The following is a 26819-nucleotide window of genomic DNA, read 5'->3' as shown; positions in this document are numbered from 1 at the left end:
ACGGCACTTGCATAGCAAGTACCGCGTTCGGTCAGACCGCCAGCATTCAGATTCACTCAGGAAACCCACCTTAGCCGATGGCATCACCGCTCGAACTCACTCTTGTCCTGCTGTTTGCCGCCTGTGTCGGGGTGGTGTTGTTCCGCATGCTTCATCTGCCGCCGATGCTCGGCTACCTGAGCGTGGGCATCGTGATCGGCCCGCACGCGGTCGGGCTGGCCGCCGACACCCAGCGCGTGCAATACCTCGCGGAGTTCGGCGTTGTCTTCCTGATGTTCTCCATCGGCATCGAATTTTCGCTACCGAAGCTCAGGACGATGCGCCGGATCGTGCTCGGGCTGGGCGTATCCCAGGTCATGGGAACGCTGCTCGTGGCGGTGGGACTGGGGGCGCTCGTCAACCTGTTCTGGTCGTTCTCGTGGCAGGCATCGGTGGCGCTGGGCGGCGCGTTGGCCATGTCCTCGACGGCCATCGTCACCAAGATGCTGGCGGAGCGGCTGGAACTCGAGACGGAGCACGGCCGCAACATCATGGGGGTGCTGCTGTTCCAGGATCTGGCAGTCGTGCCATTGCTGATCGTGATCTCGGCACTGGGCGGCAACCCGAAGGCGCTGGTCCTGGCACTGTCGCTGGCCGCGCTCAAGATTAGCGGGGCGCTCGCGCTGCTGCTCTGGATTGGCCAGAAACTGGTCGGACGCTGGTTCCACATCGTGGCAGCGAGGCGCTCGCAAGAGCTGTTCATGCTCAATCTGTTGCTGCTCACGCTCGGATTGGCCTACGTCACCGAGAACCTTGGCCTGTCGATGGCGCTTGGCGCGTTCATTGCCGGCATGCTCATCGCCGAGACGCCGTTCCGCCATCAGGTGGAAGACGACATCAAGCCATTTCGCGACGTGCTGCTGGGGCTGTTCTTCATCACGACCGGCATGCTGCTCGATCCGTCTATCGTGGCGCAGCAGCCGCTGCTCGTGCTGCTGTTCTTCGTTGGCCCGCTGGTCGTCAAATTCACATTGATCGCGGGGCTTGCGCGCCTGTTCGGCAGCCCGCCCGGCACGGCGATCCGCACCGGCCTGGGCCTGGCGCAGGCGGGCGAATTCGGTTTCGTGCTGCTCAATCTGGTGATCGACAGGCACCTGCTCGACCCGTCGCTTTCGCAAGCCGTGCTCGCGGGCATGCTGCTCTCGATGCTGTGTGCGCCGTTTCTCATCATCAACGCCGACCGCATCGCGCTGCGCTTCGTCGCCAATGAGTGGATGATGCAGTCGTTGCAGATGACCAAGATCGCCACGCAGAGCATCAAGACGTCGGGTCACGTCATCATCTGCGGCTACGGCCGGTGCGGCCAGAATCTGGCGCGCATGCTCGAACAGGAGGGCATCGGCTATGTGGCACTCGATCTCGACCCCGATCGAGTGATGGAGGCGGCCAGCTCCGGCGAGACGGTCGTCTTCGGCGACGCCGCCCGGCGCGAGGCGCTGGTCGCGGCCGGGATTCACCGCGCCGCCGGCATCGTGGTGACCTACGACAGCACCCCGGCCGCGTTGAAGGTGCTCTCGCAGGTGCAGGCGCTGGAGCCGACATTGCCGGTGGTCGTGCGCACGGTCGACGACACCCACATGGACGAACTGATCGCGGCGGGCGCGACCGAAGTCGTGCCCGAGATCGTGGAGGGCAGCCTGATGCTGGCATCGCATGCGCTGGTGCTCCTGGGCGTGCCGATGCGCCGCGTGCTGCGCCGGGTGGCGCAGGCGCGTAACGAGCGTTACAGTCTGCTGCGGGGTTACTTTCACGGCCTCGACGACGAGGACGAGGGCGGCGAGCGCGAGCAGGTCAGACTGCAATCGGTGCCGCTCACGCTTCACTCGGACGCGGTCGGGCGCACGCTCGGCGAACTCCGGCTCGACAAGCTCGGCGTGACGGTCACGGCCATCCGTCGGCATGGCATTCGCGGGGTCGAGCCGGTGTCGGAGACGCGTCTGATGGCCGAGGACATCGTGGTGCTGCGCGGATTGCCCGACAAGCTGGTCGCGGCCGAGGCGCGTCTGCGCGGCCACGAATAGACGACCACTAGTCGACGGCCAGACCGTGAAGCGGGCGCGCTGTCGGGGCGTGCTGCTGGGGCGTGCTGATGGGGCGTACGTCGTGCGCCGGGTGGCACTGTCCGCTCGGTCGCGGGGCGTCGGGCGATTTTTGGCATAATGTGGCGTGTTTCCCCCTCAGTATTCCAAGAAGGATCCCCGTGCAGATCGACGAGTCCCCTGCCGCCTATATCAAGAGCCAGATTCGCACCGTGCCGGACTGGCCCGCGCCGGGAGTGCAGTTTCGCGACATCACCCCGTTGCTCAAGAACCCGCGCACCTTGCGGGTGCTCATCGATGTGTTCGTGCACCGCTACATGACGCAGCGTCCCGATTACATCGCGGGTCTCGACGCGCGCGGCTTCATTCTCGGTTCGATCCTGGCCTACGAGTTGAACATCGGCTTCATCCCCATTCGCAAGAAGGGCAAGCTGCCCTATCAGACGGTCGCGGAGGAGTACGAACTGGAATACGGCAGTGCAACGGTCGAGATCCATGCCGATGCCTGCGGCCCGGGCGACCGCGTGCTGCTCATCGACGATCTGGTCGCCACGGGCGGCACGATGCTCGCCGGCAAGAAGCTGCTGGAGCGCCTGGGGGCAACGGTCATCGAAGGGGCTGCCATTGTCGACCTGCCGGAACTGGGGGGCTCGCGCCTGATTCGCGCCGCCGGATTGCCACTGTTCCTGCTGTGCTCGTTCGAAGGCCATTGAACCCGGTTGCCTGAGCGGACGCTTTGCCGCGTTCCCACCCCTGATCATCCCCATTACCCCACTTCGGACACGCCGATGCCCAATCTCTGGCTGTTCTTGCTGACCTCGGTGGCGATCACGCTTGCGCCGGGGCCGGACAACATGCAGGTCATCGCGCGCGGCATTGCGCAGGGCCGTCGGGCGGGGCTGGCTGCGGCCGCCGGTTTCACGTCGGGATGTCTCTTCCACACGAGCGTCGCGGCCATCGGCCTGGCCGCCGTGCTGCGTTCGTCGCCGTGGGCCTTCGAGGGGATCAAGCTCGCGGGGGCCGCCTATCTGATCTGGATCGGCATCAAGGCGATACGCGCGCGCGGCGCGCTGGCGTTGGCCAACGAGGCCGCGCCGCAACCGCTCGCGGCCGTCTTTCGTCAAAGCGTGCTGGCGAATATGCTCAACCCCAAGGTCACATTGTTTTTCCTGGTGTTCCTGCCTCAGTTCGTGAGTGCCGACACGGCCCATCCGGGCGCGCAGATGCTGTTGCTCGGCCTGGTGTTCATGGCGCAGACGATTGTCGTGTTCAGCGCGTACGGATGGTTCGCTGGCGTGCTGGGCACGTGGCTCAAGCGACGCCCCGGGGCAGGGCGCTGGCTCGACCGTGCCGCCGGCGCCATCTTCATCGGCCTGGGCTTGCGCGTCGCGCTACAGGCGTAGGACGCACGCGCGCCCACGCATGAGCGGCGGCGGCCGCGCCGATGCCTTCCAGGAATTCGTAGTCCCACCGACATTGCCAGATCATGCTTGCCGAACAACGCCAACAGTACGTGCTTGAACAACTTGCCAAGACCGGGGCCCTCGCGATCAGCGATCTCGTGCGTGAGCTGGGAGTGTCGCGCGAGACGGTGCGCCGCGACCTCAACACGCTCGCCGCGCGCGGGCTGCTGCTCATGACGCACGGCGGCGCGCTGGCCGCCGATCGCAGCGAACCCGACTGGACGCTGCGCGAGAACGTCAACGCCGTGGGCAAGCGGGCCATCGGCATGCGCGCGGCGGAACTCGTACCCGATGGGGCGTCGGTGATCATCGACTACGGTACGACCACACGGGCGGTGGCGCAGGCGCTGCTTGCAAAGCACCGGTTGCGCATCTACACGAACGACTGGCAGATCGCGCGATTGCTGGGCCGTCATCACGACAATCAGGTGACACTGCTCGGCGGCGAGCTGCAGGACAACGAAGATGCCGTGCAGGGCTGGGATGCCATCAACCAGATATCGCAATACCATGCCGACTTCGCATTCATCGGCGTGGGCGGCGTGACTGAGGACGGTGGCATTACCGACTTCAACCGCGCGGCCGCCGAGCTTCGCGCGCGCATGCTGCTGTGTGCGAACATCTCGGCCGTGGTGGCGGACCATACCAAGTTCGGGCGCGTGACGCCCGTGCGTATCCGCCATTTCGAGGCGGCCCGCTACCTCATCAGCGACGCCGCGCCGCACAAGAGCATGCTGGCCCAACTGCGCGCTCGCGGCCCGGAACTCCTCATCGCGTAAATGTGTAGACAACATCGGCGCTCGACCCCGAGGCCGATGACGTCACGCCCCGTTTGGCGTGGCGTCGGCGCCCGCGCATCCGTGCGTGCCGTGGCGCCGAAAACGTTGTTAACTCCTTGACCCAATAAGGATTTTCAACGCCCATCGAAAAGCTCATCGATTGTCACTGTCTTGTCATCGGCACTTCTTAGACTGCTGTCACTTTTGGCACAAATTGCCACAAAACAGCTAGTCGAGCGATGCGGGCGACGTGCTCCCAGCCTGGGGCGCGGTTAGCGGGAATGCATCGGATCCGACCGGCGAGTCGATTGACAGGTGACCCGTGGACGAAGCAATTCGAATCGAGCGACTGACCAAGACTTTCGGGGGCGGCCGCCGTGCGCTCGACGAGGTGGCGCTTACCGTGATGCCGGGCGAAATGGTCGCCCTGATCGGGGCGTCGGGCTCGGGCAAGTCGACGCTGATGCGTCACATGGCGGGTTTCGTGGCGGCCGATCTGCAACCGGGCGGTATCGACATACTCGGTCGTCCGATTCAGCGCGACGGCCGCATCGTGCGCGAAGTGCGCCAGATTCGTCGCGACATCGGCTTCGTCTTCCAGCAGTTCAACCTGGTGGGCCGCATGCCGGTGATGACCAACGTGCTGACGGGTCTGCTCGCGCGCGTGCCGCTGTGGCGCAGCCTGCTATTCCGCTTCACGCCGGCCGAGCGTCAGGCCGCGATGGCGGCGCTCGCGGAGGTCGGCATCGCCGATCTGGCGTTCCAGCGCGCCAGCACGCTCTCGGGCGGTCAGCAGCAGCGTGCGGCGTTGGCGCGCACGCTGGTGCAGGGCGCGAAGATCATTCTTGCGGACGAACCGATTGCGTCGCTCGATCCGGAGTCGGCCCGCAAGGTGATGGACATGCTGGCCCGCATGAACCGCGATCACAAACTGACGGTCGTTGTCTCGCTGCATCAGGTGGATGTCGCCATGCGTTACTGCGTGCGAACCGTTGCCCTGCATCAGGGACGCGTGGTGTACGACGGCCCGTCCGCGGCGCTCACGCCCGACCTGCTGCGCCGTCTTTATGGCGTGCAGGCAAGCGAACTGCTTAACGACCGCGTTGACCCGGTCGATCACGTTGACCATGTGGAAGGCGCCGACGACAGCGACGCTGCCGACGCCTCTCCGCGCGCAGCCGGCCCCGCGCCGGCCAATGCGCAAGCCCCATTCCTCACCTCGATGTCCCTCAGTCTGACCTGACCAGGAGCTTGCTCTCATGAAACTTTGGAAAACCCTGCTGGCCGGCGCGGCCATGCTTGCCTCGGTGGCGGCAGTGCACGCGCAGGAAATCAATTTCGGCATCATCTCGACCGACTCGAGCGCGGCACTGCGCCAGCGTTGGCAGCCGCTGATCGACGACATGGAGAAGCAAACCGGCATCAAGGTGACGCCGTTCTTCGCCACCGACTACGCCGGCGTGATCGAAGGCATGCGCTTCAACAAGGTGCAGCTCGCCTGGCTGGGCAACAAGGCCGCGATGGAAGCCGTGGACCGCTCGCAAGGTGAAGTCTTCGCGAAGATCATGTACGCCGACGGCACCGAAGGCTACTACTCGCTGCTGATCGCGAACAAGGCGAGCCCGTACAAGACGCTCGACGACGTGATCAAGAACGGCAAGAAGATCAACTTCGGCCTGGGCGATCCGACCTCGACGTCGGGCACGCTGGTGCCGGGCTACTACGTGTTCGCGAAGCACAACATCGATCCGCGCACGTACTTCAAAACCGCGCGCAGCTCGAATCACGGCGCGAACCTGATGGCCGTGCTCAACAACCAGGTCGACGTGGCCACCAACAACACCGAAGAAATTGACAAGCTCGAGGCAACGCAGCCGGAGAAGGCCAAGCAGGTGCAGGTGATCTGGAAGTCGCCGCTGATCCCGTCGGATCCGCTGGTGTGGCGCAAGGACCTGCCGGATGCGACGAAGAAGAAGATTCGCGACTTCTTCCTGGCGTACGGCAAGGACGCACATGAGAAGGAAGTGCTGAAGAACATCTACAACTACGGCGGCTTCCGTGCGTCGAGCAACGCGCAACTGCTGCCGATCCGCCAGCTCGAGCTGTTCAAGCAGAAGCAACAAATCCAGTCGGATGCCAACCTCGATGCCGCCAAGAAGCAATCGCAATTGACCGACATCGACAGCAAGCTCGCCGCGCTCGATCAGGAAATGAGCAAAACGAAGTAAGCGCCTGATTGCCTGGGCGTGGAACGACACAATGTCACAGGGCGGCGCACGGGCGTTGCTCTGTGATCGGTGACGGCGGGCCAGGTCATCTGGCCTGCCGTGACCGCTGATGACCTCTGTGGTCCGATGATTTTCCGGTCGATGCTGCACCGGCTTGCCTTGTGGTACACGACATGAACACCAGCGTATCCCTCACTGCAAATGGCCGCCTGCCGGGCGAGCCGCCCAAGCGCTCATGGCTGACGTTGATCGGCTGGGGCGCATTCTTCCTGATCCTGGTGTGGTCGTGGGGCGGCGCCGATATGCGTCCGCTCGATCTGATTCGCGATTCCGGCAACATGAGCCAATTCGCGCACGATTTCTTCCCGCCCGATTTTCACGACTGGCGCGTGTATGTCCACGAGATGCTCGTGACCATTCATATCGCTGTCTGGGGCACGGTGCTCGCCGTGGTGTGCTCGATTCCGATGGGGTTGCTCTCGGCGTCGAACATGGTGCCGGCGTGGGTGTACCAGCCGGTGCGTCGCGTGATGGACGCCTGCCGCGCGATCAATGAGATGGTCTTCGCGATGCTCTTCATCGTGGCGGTAGGGCTTGGCCCGTTCGCCGGGGTGTTGGCGCTGTGGGTGCATACGACGGGCACGCTCTCGAAGCTGTTCGCCGAAGCGGTCGAAGCGATCGATCCGCGCCCGGTCGAAGGTGTGCGGGCCACCGGGGCGCGCGCGATCGATGAAATTCTTTACGGCGTGCTGCCGCAGGTCATGCCGCTGTGGATCTCGTACACGCTGTACCGCTTCGAGTCGAATGTGCGTTCGGCGTCGGTGGTCGGCATGGTGGGCGCGGGCGGCATCGGCGTGGTGCTCTACGAAGTGATCCGCAGCTTCGAGTACGCGCAGACCTGTGCCGTGATGCTCATCATGATCGTGGTCGTCACATGCATCGACGTGTTTTCGGCCCGTGTGCGCAAGCATGTGATCTGATCGTCCCGCCGCGTCCATCGCGTCAATCCGCAAAGGGCACTTGGGTGCCCTTTGTTTTTCCTGACGGCAGCCGCTTCGCGCCGGCGCCGAGTCCCGCACAGCGGCCAATGTCGATCGCCTGGGCCGTGACGCCGTTCCCGGCGCGCAGCCAAACCGGAGCCTCCCCATGCCCTCAGCCTTGCCCACTCAAGCTCGCGTCGTCATCGTCGGTGGCGGCATCGTCGGCTGTTCGGTCGCCTATCACCTCGCCAAACTGGGATGGACGGACGTCGTCCTGCTGGAGCAGGGACAGTTGTCGTGCGGCACGACGTGGCACGCGGCGGGGCTGGTCGGCCAGTTGCGCTCGCAGGAGAGCATGACGAAGCTCATCCGCTATTCGACGAAGCTCTACAGCGAACTGGAAGCGGAGACGGGGCTCGCCACGGGCTGGAAGGCATGCGGGTCGTTGTCGGTGGCCCGCACCCAGGCGCGCATGACGCAACTCAAGCGCACGGCGGCGGTGGCGCGTGCCTATGGCGTGCAGTGCGACGTCGTCTCGCCGCGCGAGGCCGGCGAACTCTGGCCGGCGATGCGCACTGACGATCTCGTCGGCGGGGTGTGGCTGCCGGGCGACGGCAAGGCTAACCCGACCGATCTCACGCAGGCGCTCGCGCGCGGCGCGCGCAGCCGTGGCGTGCGCATCGCGGAGAACACGCGCATCACGGAGATTCACACGGCGTCGCCTGGCGGGATTCGCACGGCGACGGGGGTGTCCTGGTGCAATAAAGACGGCGAAAGCGGACGCATCGACGCGGAGATCGTCGTGAACTGCGCGGGGCAGTGGGCCAAGGCCGTGGGTCGTCTGTGCGATGTGAGCGTGCCGCTGCATTCGGCCGAGCATTACTACATCGTGACGGAACGGATCGCGGGCGTGCATCCGGATCTGCCGGTCATGCGCGACCCGGACGGCTACATCTACTTCAAGGAGGAAGTCGGCGGTCTCGTGATGGGCGGCTTCGAGCCGAACGCCAAGCCGTGGGGCATGAACGGCATTCCCGAGAATTTCGAATTTCAACTGCTGCCCGACGACTGGGACCAGTTCGAGATCCTCATGGAGAACGCATTGATGCGTGTGCCCGCGCTCGAGACGGCGCAGATCCGGCAGTTCTACAACGGCCCCGAGTCGTTCACACCGGACAACAACTTCATGCTCGGCGAAGCGCCCGAGCTGCGCAATTTCTACGTTGGCGCGGGCTTCAATTCGATGGGCATTGCGTCGGCCGGCGGGGCCGGCATGGCGCTGGCCGAGTGGATCGTGGCGGGCGAGCCGACGATGGACCTCTGGCCCGTCGACATCCGCCGCTTTGCTCGATTCAACGGCAACGATACCTGGCTGCATGATCGCGTGAAGGAAACGCTCGGCCTGCACTACGCCATGCCGTGGCCAAATCGCGAACTGGACACGGCGCGGCCGTTCCGTCGCTCGCCACTGCACGCGACGTTGCTCGCCAAAGGCGCCTGCTTCGGCAGCAAGATGGGCTGGGAGCGGCCGAACTTTTTCGCGCCGTCGCCGGAGCAGGCGACGATCGATTACCGCTTCGGTCAGCAGAACTGGCACGCGTGGAGTGCCGCGGAGCATCGCGCGTGCCGTGAGGCCGTCGCGCTGTTCGACATGAGTTCTTTCGCGAAACTGCTCATCAAGGGCCGCGATGCCGAGCGCGTGCTGCAAGCGTTGTGTACCAACGACGTGGCCGTGCCGCCCGGGCGTACCGTCTACACGGGGATGCTCAACGAGCGCGGCGGTTACGAATCGGACTTCACACTCACGCGACTCGCGCCCGATCAATACCTGATGGTCACCGGTTCGGCGCAGACGACCCGTGACATGGACTACCTCGAACGGCGCATTGCCCAGCAGCCCGACGATCCGCGCTGTACGGTCGTCGACGTCGGCGGGCAATACGCGGTACTGGCGCTCATGGGGCCGAATTCCCGCGCGCTGTTGCAGCGGGTGTCCCGCGCTGATTTTTCCAACGAGGCGTTTGCGTTCGGCACGAGCCAGGAAATCGATCTCGGCTATGCCACGGTGCGTGCCACGCGCCTGACCTACGTCGGCGAACTCGGTTGGGAGCTGTACGTGCCCGTCGAGTTCGCGGTGGGCGTCTATGAAACGCTGCACGCGGCGGGCGCCGCCTTCGGGTTGAAGGATGCGGGCTACTACGCCATCGACTCGCTGCGTATCGAGAAGGGCTATCGTGCCTGGGGACGAGAACTGACGCCTGACACGAACCCGGTGCAAGCGGGGCTGACGTTCGCCTGCAAGCTGGCCGGCGGTCTCCCGTTTGTCGGCCGCAAGGCGGTCGAGCTGGCCAAATCGACGGGGGTCCGCCGCAGGCTTGTGAGCGTTGTGCTCGACGGGGCGAGCGACAGGATGCTCTGGGGCGGTGAGGCGCTGCTTCGCAACGGCGAGCCGGTTGGCTTCCTGTCGTCGGCCGCGTATGGGCACACGATCGATGCGCCCGTCGGGCTCGCCTATCTGACGAATCCCAACGGCGTCGTGTCCGCCGAATACGTGGAATCGGGCCGCTATCAGGTCGATCTCGCGGGCGATCGGCTCGACGCTCGAGTGCAACTGCGCGCGCTGTACGACCCGAAGGGCGAGCGCGTGAGCGCTTGAACGGGCGAGCCTGTCGCGGTGGGGCGCGACGACGATGCAGGCCGCCGCGACACCGGAGGCGGGCGGACTCGCCGCCGCTTCTGTAAAATGCCGCTTTTGCCTCGATTTCGCGCGTCTCCGACGGGGGCGCGTCCGGTCTCTGACGTATGCCTTTTGCTTGTATTGCGGCGGCGCGCCGCTTCGACGACACCGCGCATCTGCCGCTCGTGATCGGTTCGCAGCGTTATGGGTGGGTTCGCCGTCGCGACGCCGAGTCGCTGTGCCGTTGGCCCGACGTGTTCGAGATCAGTTCACTCGCGGTGCGGATTCATCCGCGCCACGATACCTGCGAAGCGCGCACGGCGGCGCTGGCGCCGGTGATCGAGGCGCTGGCGGCCGAGGGACTCATCACGGGTTGGCGCAATGAGCGCTATGCCATCCGGCAACGGCTCTATGACGCGCCGCTCGCGTGGATCGAACGCGCGGCCTCGCGCTTTTTCGGCACGCGCACGTTCGCCGTGCATGTGAACGGCTACGTGCCGGCCCGCTTCGTGGGCGAAGCACCGAAGCTCTGGATTGCGCGGCGCAGTGTGCTCAAGGCGACCGATCCCGGTTGTCTCGACAATACGGCCGCCGGGGGCATCGGCAATGGGATTGGCGTGGGCGACACGCTCGTCAAGGAGTGCTGGGAAGAGGCCGGCATTCCGGCCCATCTGGCGAACGACGCGCGGCCTGGCCGCACGCTGCATATCCTCGCGGAAATTCCGGAGGGCGTGCAGTCCGAGCAGATTTTCGTCTACGATCTCGCGCTGCCGCGCGGCTTCGTGCCCGAGAATCAGGACGGCGAGGCGAGCGCGCACTGGCTGTGCTCGGCCGGCGACGTGCGCGAGGTGATCGCGCACGGCAAGATGACCGTCGACGCGAGCCTCGCCAGTCTCGACTTCCTGCTGCGCGAGGGCGCCATTCGCACCAAGGACTGCGCCGGAATCGAGGCGTTGTTCAAGCCGGCGGACGAATGATCGAGGCCATTGGACGCACGTCCATCGATACCGATTTCAACACTGCAACGACATTGCAAGCCTTTGCCCAGGAGCAATCATGGCACCGATCGAAAATAGCTACATTCTGAAGTTGTCCTGCCCGGACCGTCCTGGCATCGTCCACGCGGTGGCCGGTTTCCTGGTCGAGCGCGGCGGCAACATTCTCGACTCGGCCCAGTTCAACGATCGCTTCACCGGCGGCTTCTTCATGCGCGTGCATTTCCAGCAACTGCCGGGCCAGAGCGATCTGGTCGCGTTGCAGCGCGACTTTGCCCCGCTCGCAGTGCAGTATGAGATGCAATGGGAGTTGGTCGACGCCGCGATCAAGCCGCGCGTGATGCTCATGGTCTCGAAGATCGGTCACTGCCTGAACGATCTGTTGTTCCGCTACAAGACGGGCCAGCTCAACATCGAAATCCCGGCCATCGTCTCGAACCACAAGGATTTCTACCAACTGGCCGCGAGCTACAACATTCCGTTCCATTACCTGCCGCTCATGAACGCAACGCCCGAATCGAAGGCGGCGCAGGAAGCGAAGGTGTATGAACTGGTGCAGGACAACGACATCGATCTGGTGGTCCTCGCGCGCTACATGCAGGTGTTGTCCAGCGATCTGTGCGAGAAACTCGCAGGCCGCGCGATCAACATTCACCATTCGTTCCTGCCGAGCTTCAAGGGCGCGAAGCCGTACTATCAGGCGTTCGACCGTGGCGTGAAGCTGATCGGGGCGACGGCGCACTACGTGACGTCCGATCTCGACGAGGGTCCGATCATCGAGCAGGAAGTCGAGCGCGTGGACCACACGATGGACCCGGAGCAACTGACCGCCATCGGGCGCGACGTGGAATGTGTGGCGCTGGCGCGCGCCGTGCGTTATCACGCCGAGCATCGCATTCTGCTCAACGGCCACAAGACGGTGATCTTCCGCTAAGCGAAGCGCTAGGTGCGCCGCGCCAGCTCACTGCCGGCATCGCGCGCAAGCCGCGCAATCGAAATCGTCGAACTCACGGCAATCAGCCCGACCACCAGGAACGCCCACGGGAAGTCGACGTCGATCACATGATCGCGCCCGTGCAGCCACGACGACGTCTGCAACACGGCGGCGCCGATGGTGATGCCCAGCGTGAGCGACACCTGTTGGGCGACGCTGGCCAGGCTGGTGGCCTGACTCATGCGCGGCGCCGGCACGTCCGCGTATGAAATGGCGTTCAGGCTCGTGAACTGCAACGAGCGGAAGCATCCGCCAAACAGCAGCGTGCCGAGAATCACCAGATGCGACGTCTGTGCGGTGAACAACCCGTAGCCGCCAATCGTCGCCGACGCGACCAGCGCGTTCGTCATCAGCACGCGGCGAAAACCCCAGCGTTGCAGAATGCGTAGCGAGAGCGTCTTCATGAACATCGCGCCCGCGGCCGAGATGAACGTGAGCGCGCCCGATTCCATCGGCGTCATCCCGAAACCCAGTTGCAGCATCAGCGGCAGCAGGAATGGCGTGGCGCCGACGCCAATGCGAAACAGCGTGCCGCCCGCCACACCGGCGCGGAACGTGGGGATGCGAAAGAGGTCGAGCCGCAGCAGCGGATGCGCGAGCCCCTTCGCATGACGCAGGTAGGCCACGAGCAACGCCGCACCGATGGCGACGAGTCCCAGCGCGAGCGACACAGGGATCAGATGGCGGCCGATGGTGGACAACCCCAGCATCAGGATCGAGAGTCCGAGGCCCGACAGCACGAAGCCCCGGATGTCGAGCGGCGGCACGTCGTCCTCATAAAGATCGGGAATGTACTTCGTTGCAAGAACGAAGCCGAGCACGCCGATGGGGATGTTGATGTAGAAGATCCAGCGCCAATGCCAGTACGTGGTGATGAAGCCGCCAAGCGGCGGGCCGAGCACCGGGCCGACCAGCGCGGGGATCGTGAGGTAATTGAGTGCGCGCACCATGTCGCGCTTTTCCACGGACTTGAGCAAGGCGAGGCGTCCCACCGGCACCATCATCGCACCGCCCATGCCCTGGATGAAACGCGCGATCACCAGTTCCGGCAGCGTGCTCGAGATGCCGCAGCAGATCGAGCCAAGCACGAACACGCCGATGGCCGTGCGAAAGACATTGCGCGTGCCGAAACGATCGGCAATCCATCCGCTGATCGGAATGAAGACCGCGAGGCTGATGAGGTAGGTCGTGAGCGCGAGCTTGAGCGTGATCGGGCTCTCGCCGAGATCTTGCGCAATCAACGGCAACGAGGTGGACAACACGGTGGAATCCATGTTCTCCATGAACAGCGCGCAGGCAACGATCAGTGGAACAAGCATGAGGCATGACGTTGCCGTCGCGGCAACCGGGTAAGCAAACGAAGAACGACTCGACACACGAGCGGCGGTGCGTCAGCGGGGGGCAATCGATAACACGGCGGTGCGCCGGTCATCGCAGGCTCGATGGCGGCGCAGTGAGGGTTATAGCAAACTTCTCCGCGGTCCGCGCCGGTCGCGTGCAGCGCCAGGCGTCATGCGGGTTTTCACGGAGCCCGCGCCGGGCAACATCGCTTTGGAGGGTGGAATGCGGTGTTGCACCACAATACGTTGTTGTATCTATCGAAACGCGCGGTCGATCGTTGCATGCTGGCGGTTGCAGCGACGCCGGCAACGACACCAGCGTCGATGCCCTCGCAGGCGTTCGAGCCTATCGCGATGTCAGGAAGTCGCGCAGCACGTCGAGGTGCGTGTGCGCATCCTCCTCTTCCAGTCGATGGGCTGCGGTGAGCAACGTGATGGGGCCTTCGGTCAATCGCGTGCGCAGGTCTGTGAGCGTGGCGTTTCGCTCGGCGTCGAGCGCGGCGAGTTCATCCAGATAGCGTTGGCGGAATTCGTCGAACTGCTCGGGATGCTGGTGAAACCACTGGCGCAGCGGCGTGCTCGGGGTGGCGTCCTTGGCCCAGAAGTCGATTTGCGCCTTGGCCTTGGCGAGACCGCGGGGCCAGAGGCGATCGGCGAGCACGCGTTGGCCGTCGGCAGCTTCGGGGGCATCGTATACCCGCTTGAAGCGAATCTCGGGAAGTTTGGCGCCGCGCTTGCGAGCGGGGTTGGCTTTGACCGGCGGGGCGGCGTCAGGTGTCTTCGACGACGGCATAGGCGGCGACCTCGGAGCGTGGGAGCGCAAGCGCGCGACACGCGAGAGCTTACCCGAGGCGCCCGAGGCCGGCGAGTGCCGTGCTCGTTCGGCGACGCCGAGTTGCGTCGCCGAACGTGAGGGCCGTCGAGAACGCCGCGCCCTGCATGCGTCGGCGGCCACCCCATCACGCTGCGCGCGTGAGGGGCGCGACTTGCCGAATGCCGAGCGACGCCAGCGACTGCCCGATCGCCGTGACGACGTTGCGCATTTCGTTATCGTCCACGGCGCCAATGCAGCCCACGCGAAACGTGTCGATCTGCGTGAGCTTGCCGGGGTAGAGGATGTAACCCCGTTCGCGCACCGCCGCATAGAACGTCTGGAAATCGTACTTGCTGTCGGCGGGCGCGTGGAACGTCACGATCACGGGCGCCTGAATCTCCGGCGCGAGGAACGGCCGGAAGCCCAGCGACGCCATCCCCTCGACCAATGTCCGGCAGTTCTTGCGGTAGCGTTCGCCGCGAGCCGGTTGGCCGCCCTCGGCGAAAAACTGATCGACGGCCGCGCGCAGGGCCGCGACCACGTGCGTCGGCGGGGTGAAGCGCCATTGCGTGGTCTTCTGCATGTATGCGTACTGGTCGTGCAGGTCCATCGCCAGCGAATGGCTGTTGCCGCCGCTCGCTTCGAGCACTGACCGCCTGGCGATCACGAAGCCCATGCCCGGCACCCCTTCCAGGCATTTGCCGCTCGCGGCGACCAGCGCGTCGAATGGCATCGATCGCACGTCGATGTCCAGCGCGCCGAACGAACTCATGGCATCGACGATCAGCCCTTTACCGTGCCTCTGGCAGACGTGTGCAATATCCGCGAGCGGATTGAGGACCCCCGCGCCAGTTTCCAGGTGGACCTGAGCAACGTGCGTGATCGACGGATCGAGCGTGAGCGCTTCGTCGATCGCGATGGCACTGGCCGCCTGATCGTCGGGAATGGGCAGGGCGACGGCGTCGCGCTCGAGATAGCGACAGATCTTGAGCAGGCGCTGGCAGTACGCGCCGTTGTCCGGCACGAGAATGCGTGCGTCGCGCGGCGTGAGCGTGCCGATGGCCGCTTCGACCGAGAACGTGCCCGAGCCTTGGAGCGGGACGCAGACATGCGTGTCGCCGCCCTGCACGATGTCCACGAGATCGCGGCACAGCGACGCGGTGACGCGGTTGAACTGCGCGTCCCACGAGCCCCAGTCGCGCAACATGGCCTGCCGCGTCGCCGGCGACGTGGTGAGCGGGCCGGGGGTGAGCAGAATCGGTTCCTGACCAAGAATCATGACCGCCTCCTATCAAGCGGGAAAACAAGCTGCGTTCGGTGAACACCTCGGCGAGGCGATGTGTTGCATATTATTGGCAAATTATGTCGTTTTATTGAAACCGCTGAGGTGTTGTCATCTGTTCGTCAAATACCTCAAATAGTATGGAAACCTTTGATTGGGATAGGGTTTTGTCGTCGCTGCGCGCAACGTTGTTCAGCGGTTCTGCGCAATCTCTGGGAAATGGCGAGTGCAATTTGTTGACAATCTACAAATCGTTGTGCTTGAATAGTCAACAACACAAATAGTCGCGTAACGCCACAAATTGCCAATGATCGGCGCGGAAGCGATTTGTGCCGTTGCGGGATCGCGTCGCAGGATGACGCCAGCGTTCGGAGAGAAGGAAGACCGGTATGAACCCAAATCCCACGTCGCCCTCGGCGATCGAGCTGTTACAGAGCCAGTCGCTGACCACGCTTGTCCAGCACGAAATCGAGCGTCTCATCATGGCGGGCGCCCTTACGCCCGGCACCAAGCTCAACGAGATCGAAGTGGCCGGCCGTCTGGGCGTGTCGCGCGGTCCGGTGCGCGAAGCGTTTCGCGCGCTCGAAGAAGCGGGGCTGCTGCGCACCGAGAAGAATCGGGGCGTGTTTGTGCGCGTTATCTCGCTGGAGGAGGCCGAAGAGATCTACACGCTGCGCGGCGTGCTCGACGAATTCGTGGCGCGCACGCTGGCGGAGTCGATCACCTCGGCGCAGCTCACCCGTCTGCGCGAGTCCGTCGAGGCTATGCACATTGCGGTAGAGGCGGGCGACAGCGAGGCGTATTACCGGCTGAACCTGGCGTTTCACGACGCGCTCGTCGAGATGGTCGGCAATCGCAAGTTAATTGAAACCTACCGGCGCCTGGTCAGGGAGCTGAGCCTGTTCCGTCACGAAGCGCTGACCGGCGATACGTCTGCGCCGCCGCAGTCGGCGCGTGAGCATCGCGACATCGTGAGCGCGATTGCGTCGCGCGACCCCGAGCATGCGGCGCAAGTCACGCGCGAGCATCTGTCGCGAGGCCGCGCGCGCATTCGCGAGGCCCTTGCGCGGGCACCTGGTGCCGCCGCGCAGGCGAAGGCCGGCTGAAGGACCGTGAACGATTTGTACTGCTGAATACCCGGCCGTCGGGTGCGTGCTGCCGCGAGGGCGACACCGTCGGCCATTTACCGAATTGCGCTTGAGGAGACCCGACGTGAACCCGTCCGTACAGATCGAAGTTAACGGCCGCCAATACCGGTTGCCGCAACAGCCGACCGTCATCGTCTGCGTCGATGGCTGCCAGTTCGAGTATCTCGAAGCCGCCGCTGCTGCCGGCGTCGCCCCGTACCTGAAGCACCTGCTGGCGGACGGTGCGGTATTTCAGGGCGACTGCGTCGTGCCGTCGTTCACCAACCCGAACAACCTGTCGATTGTGACCGGCGTACCCCCCGCCGTGCATGGCATCTGCGGCAATTACTTCTTCGACCCGTCGGCCGATGGCGGTCGCGGCGCGGAAGTCATGATGAACGATCCTGCCTACCTGCGCGCGGGCACGGTGCTTGCCGCCGCCGCCGATGCGGGGGCGAGCGTGGCGGTCGTGACCGCGAAGGACAAGCTGCGCAAGCTGCTCGGCCATCGCATGACGGGCATCTGCTTCTCGTCGGAAAAGGCGGACCACGTCACGCTCGCCGAGAACGGTATCGACGACGTGCTGGGACTCGTCGGCATGCCGGTGCCGGACGTCTACAGCGCGGCACTTTCCGAGTTCGTGTTCGCCGCCGGGGTGCGCCTGCTGGAGACGCGTCACATCGACCTGATGTATCTCTCGACGACCGACTACGTTCAGCACAAATGGGCGCCGGGCACGCAGGGCGCGAACGATTTCTACGCCATGATGGACGGCTATCTGCGTCGCATGGACGCGCTGGGCGCCGTCATCGGACTGACGGCCGACCACGGCATGAACGCCAAGCACGATCCGGCGACTGGCCGGCCCAATGTCATCTATTTGCAGGATCTGCTCGACGACTGGCTCGGCAAGGGCGTGGAAGCCGGCGGCGCGCGAGTGATTCTGCCGATTACCGATCCCTACGTGGTGCATCACGGCGCGCTCGGCTCGTTTGCCACGATCTATCTGCCGCAGGACGTGGATCGCGACGCCATGCGCCGGCGCATCGCCGCGATGCCCGGTATCGAGGTCGTGCTGAGCAACGCCGAGGCATGCGCTCGCTTCGAACTGCCGCCCGACCGCGTGGGCGACCTGGTCGTTGTGAGCGATCAGTCGGTCGTGTTGGGCACGAGTGCCAGCCGTCACGATCTGACCGGACTCACGGTGCCGCTGCGCTCGCATGGCGGGATCTCGGAGCAGACGGTGCCGTTGCTGTTCAACCGCAAGACCGGCGGCATTCCGGGCAAGGCGCGGTTGCGCAACTTCGACATTCTCGACGTGGCACTCAATCACGTCTGACGCGGTACCGCAACGCCTTTGCCCTGTGAGCCCGCGGCGTGCAACCCAGAACGGTTGCGTCGCCGGGCCCCGACCCGTTGGACACGCTGTGGAGAACCCCATGAATGCGCCGCACAAGCTGCATCCCCAGTTCCGCGCCGAAGCGCTTCGCATCGGCGGCGAGAAGGTGACCCGCGATCGAATCATCGAAATCTTCAATCCCTACTCGGGCGATCTGGTGGGCACGGTGCCGAAAGCCTCGCTCGATGACGTGCGCCGCGCGTTCTCGATTGCGAAGCAGTATCGCTCGACGCTCACGCGCTTCGAGCGCGCCAACATTCTCGATAAGGCCGCGGCGTTGCTGCGCGAGCGCACGGTCGAGGCGGCGGCGATCATCACGATGGAATCGGGGTTGTGCAAGAAAGACGCCGTCTACGAAATCGGTCGCGTGGCCGATGTGCTCGGGTTCGCCGCCGGCGAAGCGCTCAAGGACGACGGACAGGCGTTCTCGTGCGATCTCACGCCGCATGGCAAGAAGCGCCGCGTTGTAACGCAGCGAGAGCCGCTGCTCGGGGCCATCTCGGCCATCACACCGTTCAACCACCCCATGAACCAGGTGGCCCACAAGGTCGCGCCGTCGATTGCGACCAACAATCGCATGGTGCTCAAGCCGTCGGAAAAGGTGCCGCTCTCGGCCTGCTACCTGGCAGACACGCTTTATGAAGCGGGTCTGCCGCCGGAGATGCTGCAAGTCGTGACCGGCGACCCGATGGAGATTGCCGACGAGCTGCTCACGAACGAGAACATCGACATGATCACGTTCACCGGGGGCGTGTCGATCGGCAAGTACATCGCGTCGAAGGCGGGCTATCGTCGCATCGTGCTCGAACTCGGCGGCAACGATCCGTTGATCGTGATGGAGGACGCCGATCTCGATCGTGCGTCCGATCTGGCGGTGCAGGGGTCGTACAAGAATTCAGGCCAGCGCTGCACGGCCGTCAAGCGGATGCTCGTCCATCGCGATATTGCGGCGCAGTTCACCGATCTCGTGGTGGAAAAGACCCGCGCGTGGAGGTACGGCGACCCGGCCGACGGCGCCAACGACATGGGTACGGTCATCGACGAAGCGGCCGCCCGCCTGTTCGAGGCACGCGTGAACGAAGCGGTGTCACAGGGCGCCCGCTTGCTCGTGGGCAACCGGCGCGAGGGCGCGCTGTACTCGCCGACTGTCATCGATCGCGTCGATCCGAAAATGACGGTCGTGCGCGAAGAGACCTTCGGGCCGGTGTCGCCGATTCTGACGTTTGGCAGCATTGACGAAGCCATCGCCATCTCCAACGGCACGGCATTCGGTCTGTCGTCCGGCGTGTGCACGAACCGCCTTGATTATGTGACGCGCTTCACCAACGAACTGCAGGTGGGGACGGTCAATATCTGGGAAGTGCCGGGCTATCGCATCGAGTTGACGCCGTTTGGCGGCATCAAGGATTCCGGGCTCGGCTACAAAGAAGGCGTGCAGGAGGCGATGAAGAGCTTCACCAACACCAAGACGTTCACGTTGCCGTGGGGTGTCTGAGGCAGGTGATCGACCGCGCAAGGGGCGCCCGCCGACACCGTCAAATGGGGCGAAAAGCCGCGTTTCGCGGCGCTTCGGCTCAGGCTGTTCCCCTTGCGCAACAAGGCTTGGCGGAATCAGGGCGAAAATTGTGACAAATTGATGACACGATTGTTGCGCTGGTCATTTTGGTGTACGGTGTTCCGATTGGGGATACGCATGACGCGTGAACTTCATACGCATCCCGACGCCAGTGTTGGACTGACGCGGGATGCCGGTTTGGCAAACCAGTGTGCGCGTCATGTTGGCGGCGCAGGGCGCTGCCGGTCCCGTCGACACAATGATCACGGAACACTGGCATGCTGACACTCCTTAACCTGCTCTCCGGCGTTGCAATGCTGATCTGGGGGACGCACATCGTGCGTACCGGGGTCTTGCGCGTCTACGGCGCCGATCTGCGGCGCATTCTGTCGCACAGCATTTCGAATCGATTCCTGGCGTTTGCGGCAGGCTTGCTCGTCACGGGACTCGTGCAGAGCAGCAACGCGACGGCGCTTATCGTCTCGTCGTTCGGTGCACAGGGCCTGATCGCGCTCGCACCCGCGCTGTCGATCATGTTGGGGGCGGACGTCGGTACGGCGCTGATGGCGCGAATCCTGACGTTCGATCTGCATTGGCTTTCGCCGTTGTTGATCTTTTTCGGCGTGGTCTTCTTTCTGTCGCGCAAGCAGACGCGCGCTGGCCAGATCGGCCGCGTGGCCATCGGGCTCGGGTTGATCGTGCTGGCGTTGCAATTGATCGTGAACGCGACCACGCCGATGACCGAAGCGGCGGGCGTCAAGGTGCTGTTCGGGTCGCTGACCGGCGATGTGATGCTCGACACGCTGATCGGTGCGCTCTTCGCGATGGTGTCGTATTCGAGTCTGGCGGCGGTGCTGTTGACGGCGACGCTGGCGTCGTCGGGCGTGATTTCGCTCAAGGTGGCCTTGTGCCTCGTGATCGGCGCGAATCTGGGCAGCGGCATGCTCGCGATGCTCACGTCGGCCGGGCAGAATGCGGCGGGCCGTCGCGTGGTCTTCGGCAGCCTTGTGTTCAAGCTGATCGGCTGCCTGGTCGTGCTGCCGTTCGTCGACTATGCGCCGGCGCTGGTGAGCTGGCTCTCGGATGCCCCCGCGCAAGCCGTCGTCAATTTCCACGTGCTCTACAATCTGGTGCGATGCGTGGTGTTCCTTGCGTTCACCGAGCCGATGGCGCGCCTGTGCGTGCGTCTGCTCTCGGAACGGCCGGAGGCGGACGGCGTGATGCGTCCTCGCCACCTGGATGAGAGCGCGCTGGAGATGCCGTCGGTGGCGCTGTCCAACGCGACACGCGAGACGCTGCGCATGGGCGACATCGTCGAGCAGATGCTCAATGGGTTGCTCGAAGTCATTCGCAGCAACGACGTGGCGCGCGCGAGAGAGACGCGCCGGCTCGACGACGACGTCGACCATCTCTATACCGCGGTGAAGATGTACCTGACGCGCGTGTCGCGCGAGAACCTGAGCGAGCAGGACAGTCGCCGCTGGACGGACATCATTTCGCTCACGATCAATCTGGAGCACGCGGGCGACATCATCGAGCGCATGGTGACGGAGGTCGAGGAGAAGAAGATCTCGCACAAGCTGTCGTTCTCGGAAGCGGGGTTGCAGGAAATCTGCGACATGCATGCGCGACTGGTGACGAACCTGCAACTGGGGCTCTCGGTGTTCCTGAACACCGACCTCCGGAGTGCGCAGCGGCTCATGGCCGAGAAGGAGAGCTTCCGCGATCTGGAGCGCGCCTATTCGTACACGCACTTGAACCGTCTGGCGGGCCAGTCGGTGCAGAGCATCGAGACGAGTTCACTGCACCTGGACATCATCAGCGACATGAAGCGTTTGAACTCGCTGTTCTGCTCGACGGCGTATCCGGTGCTCGACGATGCCGGTGCGCTGCGCAAGAGCCGCATGCGGGACAAGCCGAAGGACGGCAAGGACGCGAAGGATACAAGGGATTCGAAGACGCCCAAGGAATCGAAGGCGTCGACGCTGGCGGTACTGGCCGATGTCGCGACGGCTGCCGCCGCCGGTGTTCGCGACGACAACGAGAGTTCACACGATGGCCCTGAGCCTGCCGGACATCCGCACCCTGTTCGATAACTTCGGTTCGCTGGCTTACAGCGGCGAGCCGGTCACGCAATTGGAGCATGCGCAGCAAAGCGCGGCATTGGCCGAGAGCGAAGGCGCCGACGAGGCGCTGGTGGCCGCCAGTTTCCTGCACGATCTCGGTCATCTGCTCAACCTTCAGGGCGAAACGCCCTCTGAGCGCGGCATCGACGATCTGCATCAGTACTTCGCCCTGCCTTTCCTGCGCCCGCTGTTCAGCAACGCGGTGCTCGATCCCATTCGTCTGCACGTGGATGCCAAGCGCTGTCTGTGCGCGGTCGATCCCGATTACTTCAGCAAACTCTCGGTCGATTCGGTGCGCAGTCTGGCGTTGCAGGGCGGGGTGTTCAGCGATGACGAGGCGAAGACGTTCCTGGCTCGCGAGCATGCCGAGGCGGCGCTGCGGCTACGTCGCTGGGACGACCGCGCGAAGGTCGCCGGCATGCCGACGCCATCGCTCGATCACTATATGAAATTGCTGGCGCGGGTAACGCTTCAATGAGGCAGGCGTGCGCGCCAGCCTGCGGGCAGCAGCCTCAGGACCGCCGCGCGTGACGGGTGCCAGAAGGCGGACAGGAGCAACAGGGCGCCGCCGACCACGACGGCGACAACCGCCAACGCATGCGTGTTCTCCGAGGTCACGAGAAGGTTGAGCATTGCCGTAATCACATACAACAGCGACGACATCATCAGGGCGCGACGGTCGATCGCGAGCGAAATTCCCGTGAGCAAGACGAAGAATGCGATGGCGCCGACGGCGTGATCCGGCATGAGCGCCCAGAAGATTGGATGCGTGACCATGCAGGCGGCGAGCAGATGCAGCCAGAACGCGACGTCCGAGCGAAAGGTCGTGCGCTTGGGGTCGCGGGCGTCCCATCGCAATGCCCAGACGAAGATCGCGAGACCGCCGACGATGGTCACGGCGCGCAGGGCGTCGATGAGGTTCTCGCCAAGAATCACGACGAAGAGCCAGGTCAGGAAAACCACCCCGCCGATGCCCATGGCGAGGGTGACCGGCACCCGAAAGCGTCGCCAGTACAACACCGTGCCGACGGCGATGCCGACATAGCTTGCGAACAGCGACAGCAGGACATGGGCGCCCAGCGCGAGTCCTTCCGCCTCGGGCGGGATGGGTTCGCCCGAGCCAAATCCCGGCGCGGCGGCTTGTATGCCGATGAGGCCGACACTGGCAAACGATGCGATGAAACCGAAGCAATAGAAGAGGGCCGGGAGTGCCATGCGACGGCGCCGCACGAACACCTCCGACAGTCCCCAGAAGAGCGCCGCGCAGACCAGCGCCGTGAGCCATGGCGGCAGCGTGCGTGTCAGCCACGCCGTGCCGAACATGAGCAGCGCCGACGCGACGACGACGAAAACGTCGTTGAAGCTGGTAATGAGCCGCATCGGCTCGTCGTCGATGCGTTGCTGTGATTGCGGGGGCGTTGCGTCGGGGGTGGCGGCCTGCGGCGGAGGCGAAGAATCAGGAGTTGTCATGGCGTGATGGTCGTCGGCGTTCGTGGCCCAAAGTGTATCCGTCGGACGAATCTGTACGCGCAAAAATCCTGGGATATTTCGCAAACCGTTGCCAAGCTTTGGAGAGCGGACGCACCATCTCCGGTGGGCAAAGTGCGCAATGCCGAGCCTGACGACGCGCGTTTCTGCCATGCGACAGCGGCACCGCCGCGCGTCCACCTCGATGCCGTCACCGCGTGGGTGCTGCCGAATCAGCCTGCCAACGCCGTGGCCTCGATCTCCACCGCCACGCCATGACTGAGTGCGGGCACCGGCACGACCGCGCGGGCGGGCTTCGCCTCGCCGGCCCAGGCAGCGTAGACCTCATTGAAAGGCCCCCAATCGTCGACGTTCGTGATGTACACGCGCACCTGCACCAAGCGGTCGATGCGCGTGCCGCACGCGGCAAGAATCGTCGCGACGTTATCCAAGGCCTGCTTCGCCTGTACGGCGAACGGCGCGCCGGCGAGGCGCTCGCCTTCCGGCGTGATCGGCAACTGCCCCGACACGAAGACGAACCCGCCCGCGCGAACACCATGCGAATAATGGCCGCGCGGCGGCTGCAACGCCGCCACGTTCACGGCGTCGATGCCATCGGCCTGGGTGCTCATACCGTTTCTCCCAGCGTGAGTTTGGCGAAGCGCGCCATATCGACGTTACCGCCCGACAGGATGATGCCCACGCGCTTGCCGCGGATATCCAGTTTGCCTTGCAGCACCGCCGCCGCGGCGAGGCAGCCGGTCGGCTCGACCACGAATTTCATGCGGCTTGCGAAGAACTGCATCGTCTGTACGAGTTCATCGTCGGTCACCGTCACGATGTCGTCGACGAGCGCGCGAATCACCGGGAACGTGTATTCGCCGAGATGCTGGGTCTGCGCGCCGTCGGCAATCGTGCGCGGTGTTTCGATGTGCACGATCTTGCCCGTGCGAAAACTCTGCTGGCCGTCGTTGCCGGCCGCCGGTTCAACCCCGTAGATCTCGATGTCGGGATTCAATGCGCGCGCCGCGACGGCACTGCCCGCGAGTAACCCGCCACCGCCTAGGCAAACGACGAGGGTGTCCAGCTCACCCGCGTCCTCGATCAATTCCTTGGTTGCCGTGCCCTGGCCGGCCATCACGTGCGGATGGTCGTACGGCGGAATCAGCGTCATGCCGCGCTCCTGCGCGAGACGCTTCGCAAGCGCTTCGCGATCCTCCTGGTAACGGTCGAACAGCATCACTTCCGCCCCGTAACCGCGCGTCGCGTCAATCTTCATCTGCGGGGCGTCCTGGGGCATCAGGATGACGGCCGGCACGCCAAGCTCGCGCGCGGAGAGCGCAATCGCCTGCGCGTGATTGCCCGACGAGAAGGCCAGCACGCCGCCGCGCTTCTGCTCGGCCGTGAACTGCGAGATCGCGTTGTAGGCCCCGCGGAACTTGAACGCGCCCATACGCTGGAAATTCTCCGCCTTGAAGAACAGGCGGGCGCCGGTCATGGCGTCGGCGGTACGCGACGTCAGCACGGGCGTACGATGCGCCGCCTCCCGAATCCGGTCGTGGGCGGCAACGATGTCGCCATAGGTAATCGCCAGCGAAGAAGTTGTCATGATGTGCCTTTCGTGTCGCAGAGATAGGTGTAGACGGTCGAGCGGGCGACGCCCAGCGCGCGTGCCACTTCGGCGTGCGCGTGACGAAGGTCGAGCAGACCGCGGGCCTCGACGAGGCGGATGGCTTCGCGGCGCTGCGCGAGCGTCAGGCCCAGCGGCGTGGTGTTGCGCTGCGCGGCGAAGTCGGTGATCAGTGGAACGATGTCGTCGAGACGGCGCGTCGAGAGCGTTTCGCGCACGGGCGTCGGCGCATGGTTGGGCACGCTCACCAGTTGCTGCACGCTGGCCGCCGCCGCCGCGAGCATCGAGATGTCCATGTTCAGGCAAATGGCGGCGACATACTCGCCGCGACCGTTCTTCAGCCCGATGGACGTGCTCTTGGCCGGACGCCCATCGGGAAACCGATTCGCGTAGTTCGCGATGACCTCGGGAAATGCCGGGTCGGCGATGCGCGCGAGGCCCATCTCCGTGACGGCATCGCCGGGTTCGCGCCCCGACAAATTGTTGGCGATTGCCACGATGGCATGGTCTGGTTCGGTCAGGTCGTGCAACACCACTTCGACAAGCGGCGCGAAGGTCTGACCGAGCGCCTCGACAATCTTGCGACCTTCACGAAGCAGCAAGGCGTTCTCGTCGAGCATGCGGGGGGCAGACGATTTGGCAGATTTCATGATTTGACATTATGTCATTCAGTGACGAAATGTCAAATGGCGTCCCGAAAAACGCCCGGTGCCTGTCGATGATTCGACGGTGGCAGCGGCCGCCAGGGCGCCGGTCGATACTCAGACGAGTTGCTTTTCCGCCAGTTCGCTCTTGAGATAGCCGTAATAGATCGGCGCGGCGACCAGTCCGGGCAGCCCGAACGCGGCTTCCATGACGAGCATGGCGAGCAGAAGCTCCCAGGAGCGCGACTGGATTTGTGTGCCGACGATGCGGGCGTTCAGGAAGTACTCGAGTTTGTGAATCACGATCAGGAAGGTCAGGGCGGCGATGGCCACGTACAACGAGACCGACAGGCCCAGCACCACGATGAACGTGTTCGAGATCAGGTTGCCGACGACCGGGAGCAGGCCCACGGCGAACGTCACCACGATCATCGTCTTGCGCAGCGGCAAGTGAACGTCGAACAGCGGCAGCACACCGAGCAGGAAGATCGCGGTGAAGAGCGTGTTGATTGCCGAGATTTTGACCTGGGCGAACACGATGCGGCGAAACGCATCGCCAAACAGCGTGACGCGCCGTGAGAGCGCGGCCGAGAGCGGGCGCATGCTGTGTACGGGCCGGATCGACGAGAGGGCCACGAGTGCACCGAGCACGAGCCCCACGATGATGTGCACCATCGCGTTGAGCGCTTCCTTGCCGACGAGCGACATCTCCTGCGTGTGGTCCTTCAGATAGCCGGTGATCGACTGGTGGATGTCGTCGCTGTCGGCCGGCAGGCGTGCCGTGATCCAGGCGGGCAACTGCGCACGCGCCTGCTCGACCACGTCCATCATCCGGCCGTTGAGGTGTTCCAGATGGCCGGCGTCGCTGCGGAAGAACGTGATGATGCCGAAGATGATCGCGGTCATCAGCGCGACGATCACCGCCGACAGGAGGGCGACGGCGACCAGCCGGGCGCGCTCGCTGGAGATGCGCAGTTGCAGGCGCGGCCCGAGCACGTGCACGAGCTGATAGACGACCGTCCCCGCGAGCACCACCGAGAGCAGGTGGATGCTCAGAATCAGCCAAAGGGCGAGGGCGGCGGCCGCGTAGCTCGCCAGTTCGATCCAGGCATCCCGATCCGGATGCCAGCCAGAGCGCGGTTCCATGCAATGACGTCCTTGTAATAAGACTCTGCCGCGACGACGCGGGCGACCCTCGCAAGGCGCTCGCGCGTGTCGTGACGTAAGACAGCCCGAACGGG

23 protein-coding genes are annotated in these 26819 nt (G+C 64.5%); 15 read left to right on the top strand and 8 right to left on the bottom strand.

What is annotated here, in order from left to right:
- Positions 1 to 77 precede the first annotated feature (77 nt).
- The 10 genes from PanNE5_RS04170 (at position 78) to purU (ending at position 12134) form a co-directional block, all read left to right on the top strand.
- A complete protein-coding gene (locus PanNE5_RS04170; RefSeq protein ID WP_017232642.1) occupies positions 78 to 2060 on the top strand; it encodes a monovalent cation:proton antiporter family protein in 1983 nt (660 codons plus the stop codon).
- A 179-nt stretch (positions 2061 to 2239) separates the two neighbouring features.
- Positions 2240 to 2791, top strand: coding sequence for an adenine phosphoribosyltransferase (locus PanNE5_RS04165; RefSeq protein WP_017232641.1), 552 nt, complete (start codon positions 2240 to 2242; stop codon positions 2789 to 2791).
- A gap of 75 nt (positions 2792 to 2866) precedes the next feature.
- The gene (locus PanNE5_RS04160) at positions 2867 to 3481 is read left to right on the top strand and encodes a LysE family translocator (protein ID WP_261939297.1); all 615 of its coding nucleotides are present in this window, start codon (positions 2867 to 2869) and stop codon (positions 3479 to 3481) included.
- An 83-nt stretch (positions 3482 to 3564) separates the two neighbouring features.
- Complete coding sequence (locus tag PanNE5_RS04155) at positions 3565 to 4320, top strand: DeoR/GlpR family DNA-binding transcription regulator (protein ID WP_017232639.1); 756 nt, start codon at positions 3565 to 3567, stop codon at positions 4318 to 4320.
- A 322-nt stretch (positions 4321 to 4642) separates the two neighbouring features.
- Entirely contained in the window at positions 4643 to 5563 is a 921-nt protein-coding gene (phnC, locus tag PanNE5_RS04150; protein WP_150562282.1) for a phosphonate ABC transporter ATP-binding protein, read from the top strand.
- Between the two features lie 16 nt (positions 5564 to 5579).
- Positions 5580 to 6548 carry a phosphonate ABC transporter substrate-binding protein gene (gene phnD, locus PanNE5_RS04145; protein WP_017232637.1) on the top strand — a complete coding sequence of 323 codons (969 nt, stop codon included), beginning with the start codon at positions 5580 to 5582 and terminating at the stop codon, positions 6546 to 6548.
- 173 nt (positions 6549 to 6721) lie between these two features.
- The gene (phnE, locus tag PanNE5_RS04140; protein ID WP_017232636.1) at positions 6722 to 7528 is read left to right on the top strand and encodes a phosphonate ABC transporter, permease protein PhnE; all 807 of its coding nucleotides are present in this window, start codon (positions 6722 to 6724) and stop codon (positions 7526 to 7528) included.
- A gap of 166 nt (positions 7529 to 7694) precedes the next feature.
- Entirely contained in the window at positions 7695 to 10184 is a 2490-nt protein-coding gene (locus tag PanNE5_RS04135; RefSeq protein WP_261939296.1) for an FAD-dependent oxidoreductase, read from the top strand.
- A 146-nt stretch (positions 10185 to 10330) separates the two neighbouring features.
- The gene (locus PanNE5_RS04130; protein ID WP_017232634.1) at positions 10331 to 11182 is read left to right on the top strand and encodes an NUDIX hydrolase; all 852 of its coding nucleotides are present in this window, start codon (positions 10331 to 10333) and stop codon (positions 11180 to 11182) included.
- 79 nt (positions 11183 to 11261) lie between these two features.
- A complete protein-coding gene (purU, locus tag PanNE5_RS04125; RefSeq protein WP_017232633.1) occupies positions 11262 to 12134 on the top strand; it encodes a formyltetrahydrofolate deformylase in 873 nt (290 codons plus the stop codon).
- 8 nt (positions 12135 to 12142) lie between these two features.
- On the opposite strand, the gene PanNE5_RS04120 is transcribed toward purU, so the two are convergent.
- The 3 genes from PanNE5_RS04120 to PanNE5_RS04110 form a co-directional block, all read right to left on the bottom strand.
- On the bottom strand, positions 12143 to 13513 hold the full coding sequence (locus PanNE5_RS04120) for an MFS transporter (RefSeq protein WP_261939295.1): 1371 nt from the start codon (positions 13511 to 13513) through the stop codon (positions 12143 to 12145).
- Positions 13514 to 13880: 367 nt separating this feature from the next.
- Complete coding sequence (locus tag PanNE5_RS04115; RefSeq protein ID WP_261939294.1) at positions 13881 to 14327, bottom strand: DUF488 domain-containing protein; 447 nt, start codon at positions 14325 to 14327, stop codon at positions 13881 to 13883.
- Between the two features lie 166 nt (positions 14328 to 14493).
- Positions 14494 to 15627 carry a 2-aminoethylphosphonate--pyruvate transaminase gene (locus tag PanNE5_RS04110; RefSeq protein WP_261939293.1) on the bottom strand — a complete coding sequence of 378 codons (1134 nt, stop codon included), beginning with the start codon at positions 15625 to 15627 and terminating at the stop codon, positions 14494 to 14496.
- A 392-nt stretch (positions 15628 to 16019) separates the two neighbouring features.
- Between PanNE5_RS04110 and PanNE5_RS04105 the strand changes: the two genes are divergently transcribed.
- The 5 genes from PanNE5_RS04105 (at position 16020) to PanNE5_RS04085 (ending at position 22315) form a co-directional block, all read left to right on the top strand.
- Positions 16020 to 16736 carry a phosphonate utilization associated transcriptional regulator gene (locus PanNE5_RS04105; protein WP_261939292.1) on the top strand — a complete coding sequence of 239 codons (717 nt, stop codon included), beginning with the start codon at positions 16020 to 16022 and terminating at the stop codon, positions 16734 to 16736.
- Positions 16737 to 16842: 106 nt separating this feature from the next.
- Positions 16843 to 18096, top strand: a complete 1254-nt coding sequence (gene phnA / locus PanNE5_RS04100; RefSeq protein WP_017232628.1) for a phosphonoacetate hydrolase — start codon at positions 16843 to 16845, stop codon at positions 18094 to 18096.
- A gap of 100 nt (positions 18097 to 18196) precedes the next feature.
- On the top strand, positions 18197 to 19651 hold the full coding sequence (gene phnY / locus PanNE5_RS04095; protein WP_261939291.1) for a phosphonoacetaldehyde dehydrogenase: 1455 nt from the start codon (positions 18197 to 18199) through the stop codon (positions 19649 to 19651).
- Positions 19652 to 19989: 338 nt separating this feature from the next.
- Positions 19990 to 21807 (top strand): Na/Pi cotransporter family protein, encoded by a 1818-nt coding sequence (locus PanNE5_RS04090; RefSeq protein ID WP_261939290.1) that lies wholly within the window; start codon positions 19990 to 19992, stop codon positions 21805 to 21807.
- Positions 21767 to 22315, top strand: coding sequence for a phosphonate degradation HD-domain oxygenase (locus PanNE5_RS04085; protein ID WP_261939289.1), 549 nt, complete (start codon positions 21767 to 21769; stop codon positions 22313 to 22315). The genes PanNE5_RS04090 and PanNE5_RS04085 overlap by 41 nt, the downstream gene beginning before the upstream one ends.
- Here PanNE5_RS04085 and PanNE5_RS04080 read toward each other — a convergent pair.
- The 5 genes from PanNE5_RS04080 to PanNE5_RS04060 form a co-directional block, all read right to left on the bottom strand.
- The gene (locus PanNE5_RS04080) at positions 22309 to 23307 is read right to left on the bottom strand and encodes a hypothetical protein (protein ID WP_261939288.1); all 999 of its coding nucleotides are present in this window, start codon (positions 23305 to 23307) and stop codon (positions 22309 to 22311) included. The two genes, PanNE5_RS04085 and PanNE5_RS04080, sit on opposite strands and share 7 nt — an antisense overlap.
- A gap of 230 nt (positions 23308 to 23537) precedes the next feature.
- Entirely contained in the window at positions 23538 to 23936 is a 399-nt protein-coding gene (locus PanNE5_RS04075; RefSeq protein WP_150562290.1) for a RidA family protein, read from the bottom strand.
- Complete coding sequence (locus PanNE5_RS04070; RefSeq protein ID WP_261939287.1) at positions 23933 to 24913, bottom strand: threo-3-hydroxy-L-aspartate ammonia-lyase; 981 nt, start codon at positions 24911 to 24913, stop codon at positions 23933 to 23935. Before PanNE5_RS04070 ends, PanNE5_RS04075 begins: the two co-directional genes overlap by 4 nt.
- Entirely contained in the window at positions 24910 to 25584 is a 675-nt protein-coding gene (locus tag PanNE5_RS04065; protein ID WP_261939286.1) for a transcriptional regulator, read from the bottom strand. The genes PanNE5_RS04070 and PanNE5_RS04065 overlap by 4 nt, the downstream gene beginning before the upstream one ends.
- A 111-nt stretch (positions 25585 to 25695) precedes the next feature.
- A complete protein-coding gene (locus PanNE5_RS04060) occupies positions 25696 to 26724 on the bottom strand; it encodes an AI-2E family transporter (RefSeq protein ID WP_150562291.1) in 1029 nt (342 codons plus the stop codon).
- Between the last annotated feature and the right edge of the window lie 95 nt (positions 26725 to 26819).

Origin of the sequence: Pandoraea sp. NE5 (assembly GCF_024363545.1) — a bacterium.
Classification (GTDB): domain Bacteria; phylum Pseudomonadota; class Gammaproteobacteria; order Burkholderiales; family Burkholderiaceae; genus Pandoraea; species Pandoraea cepalis.
Note: the sequence above shows the minus strand (reverse complement) of the source record. Positions and strands in the feature narration are given on the sequence as shown.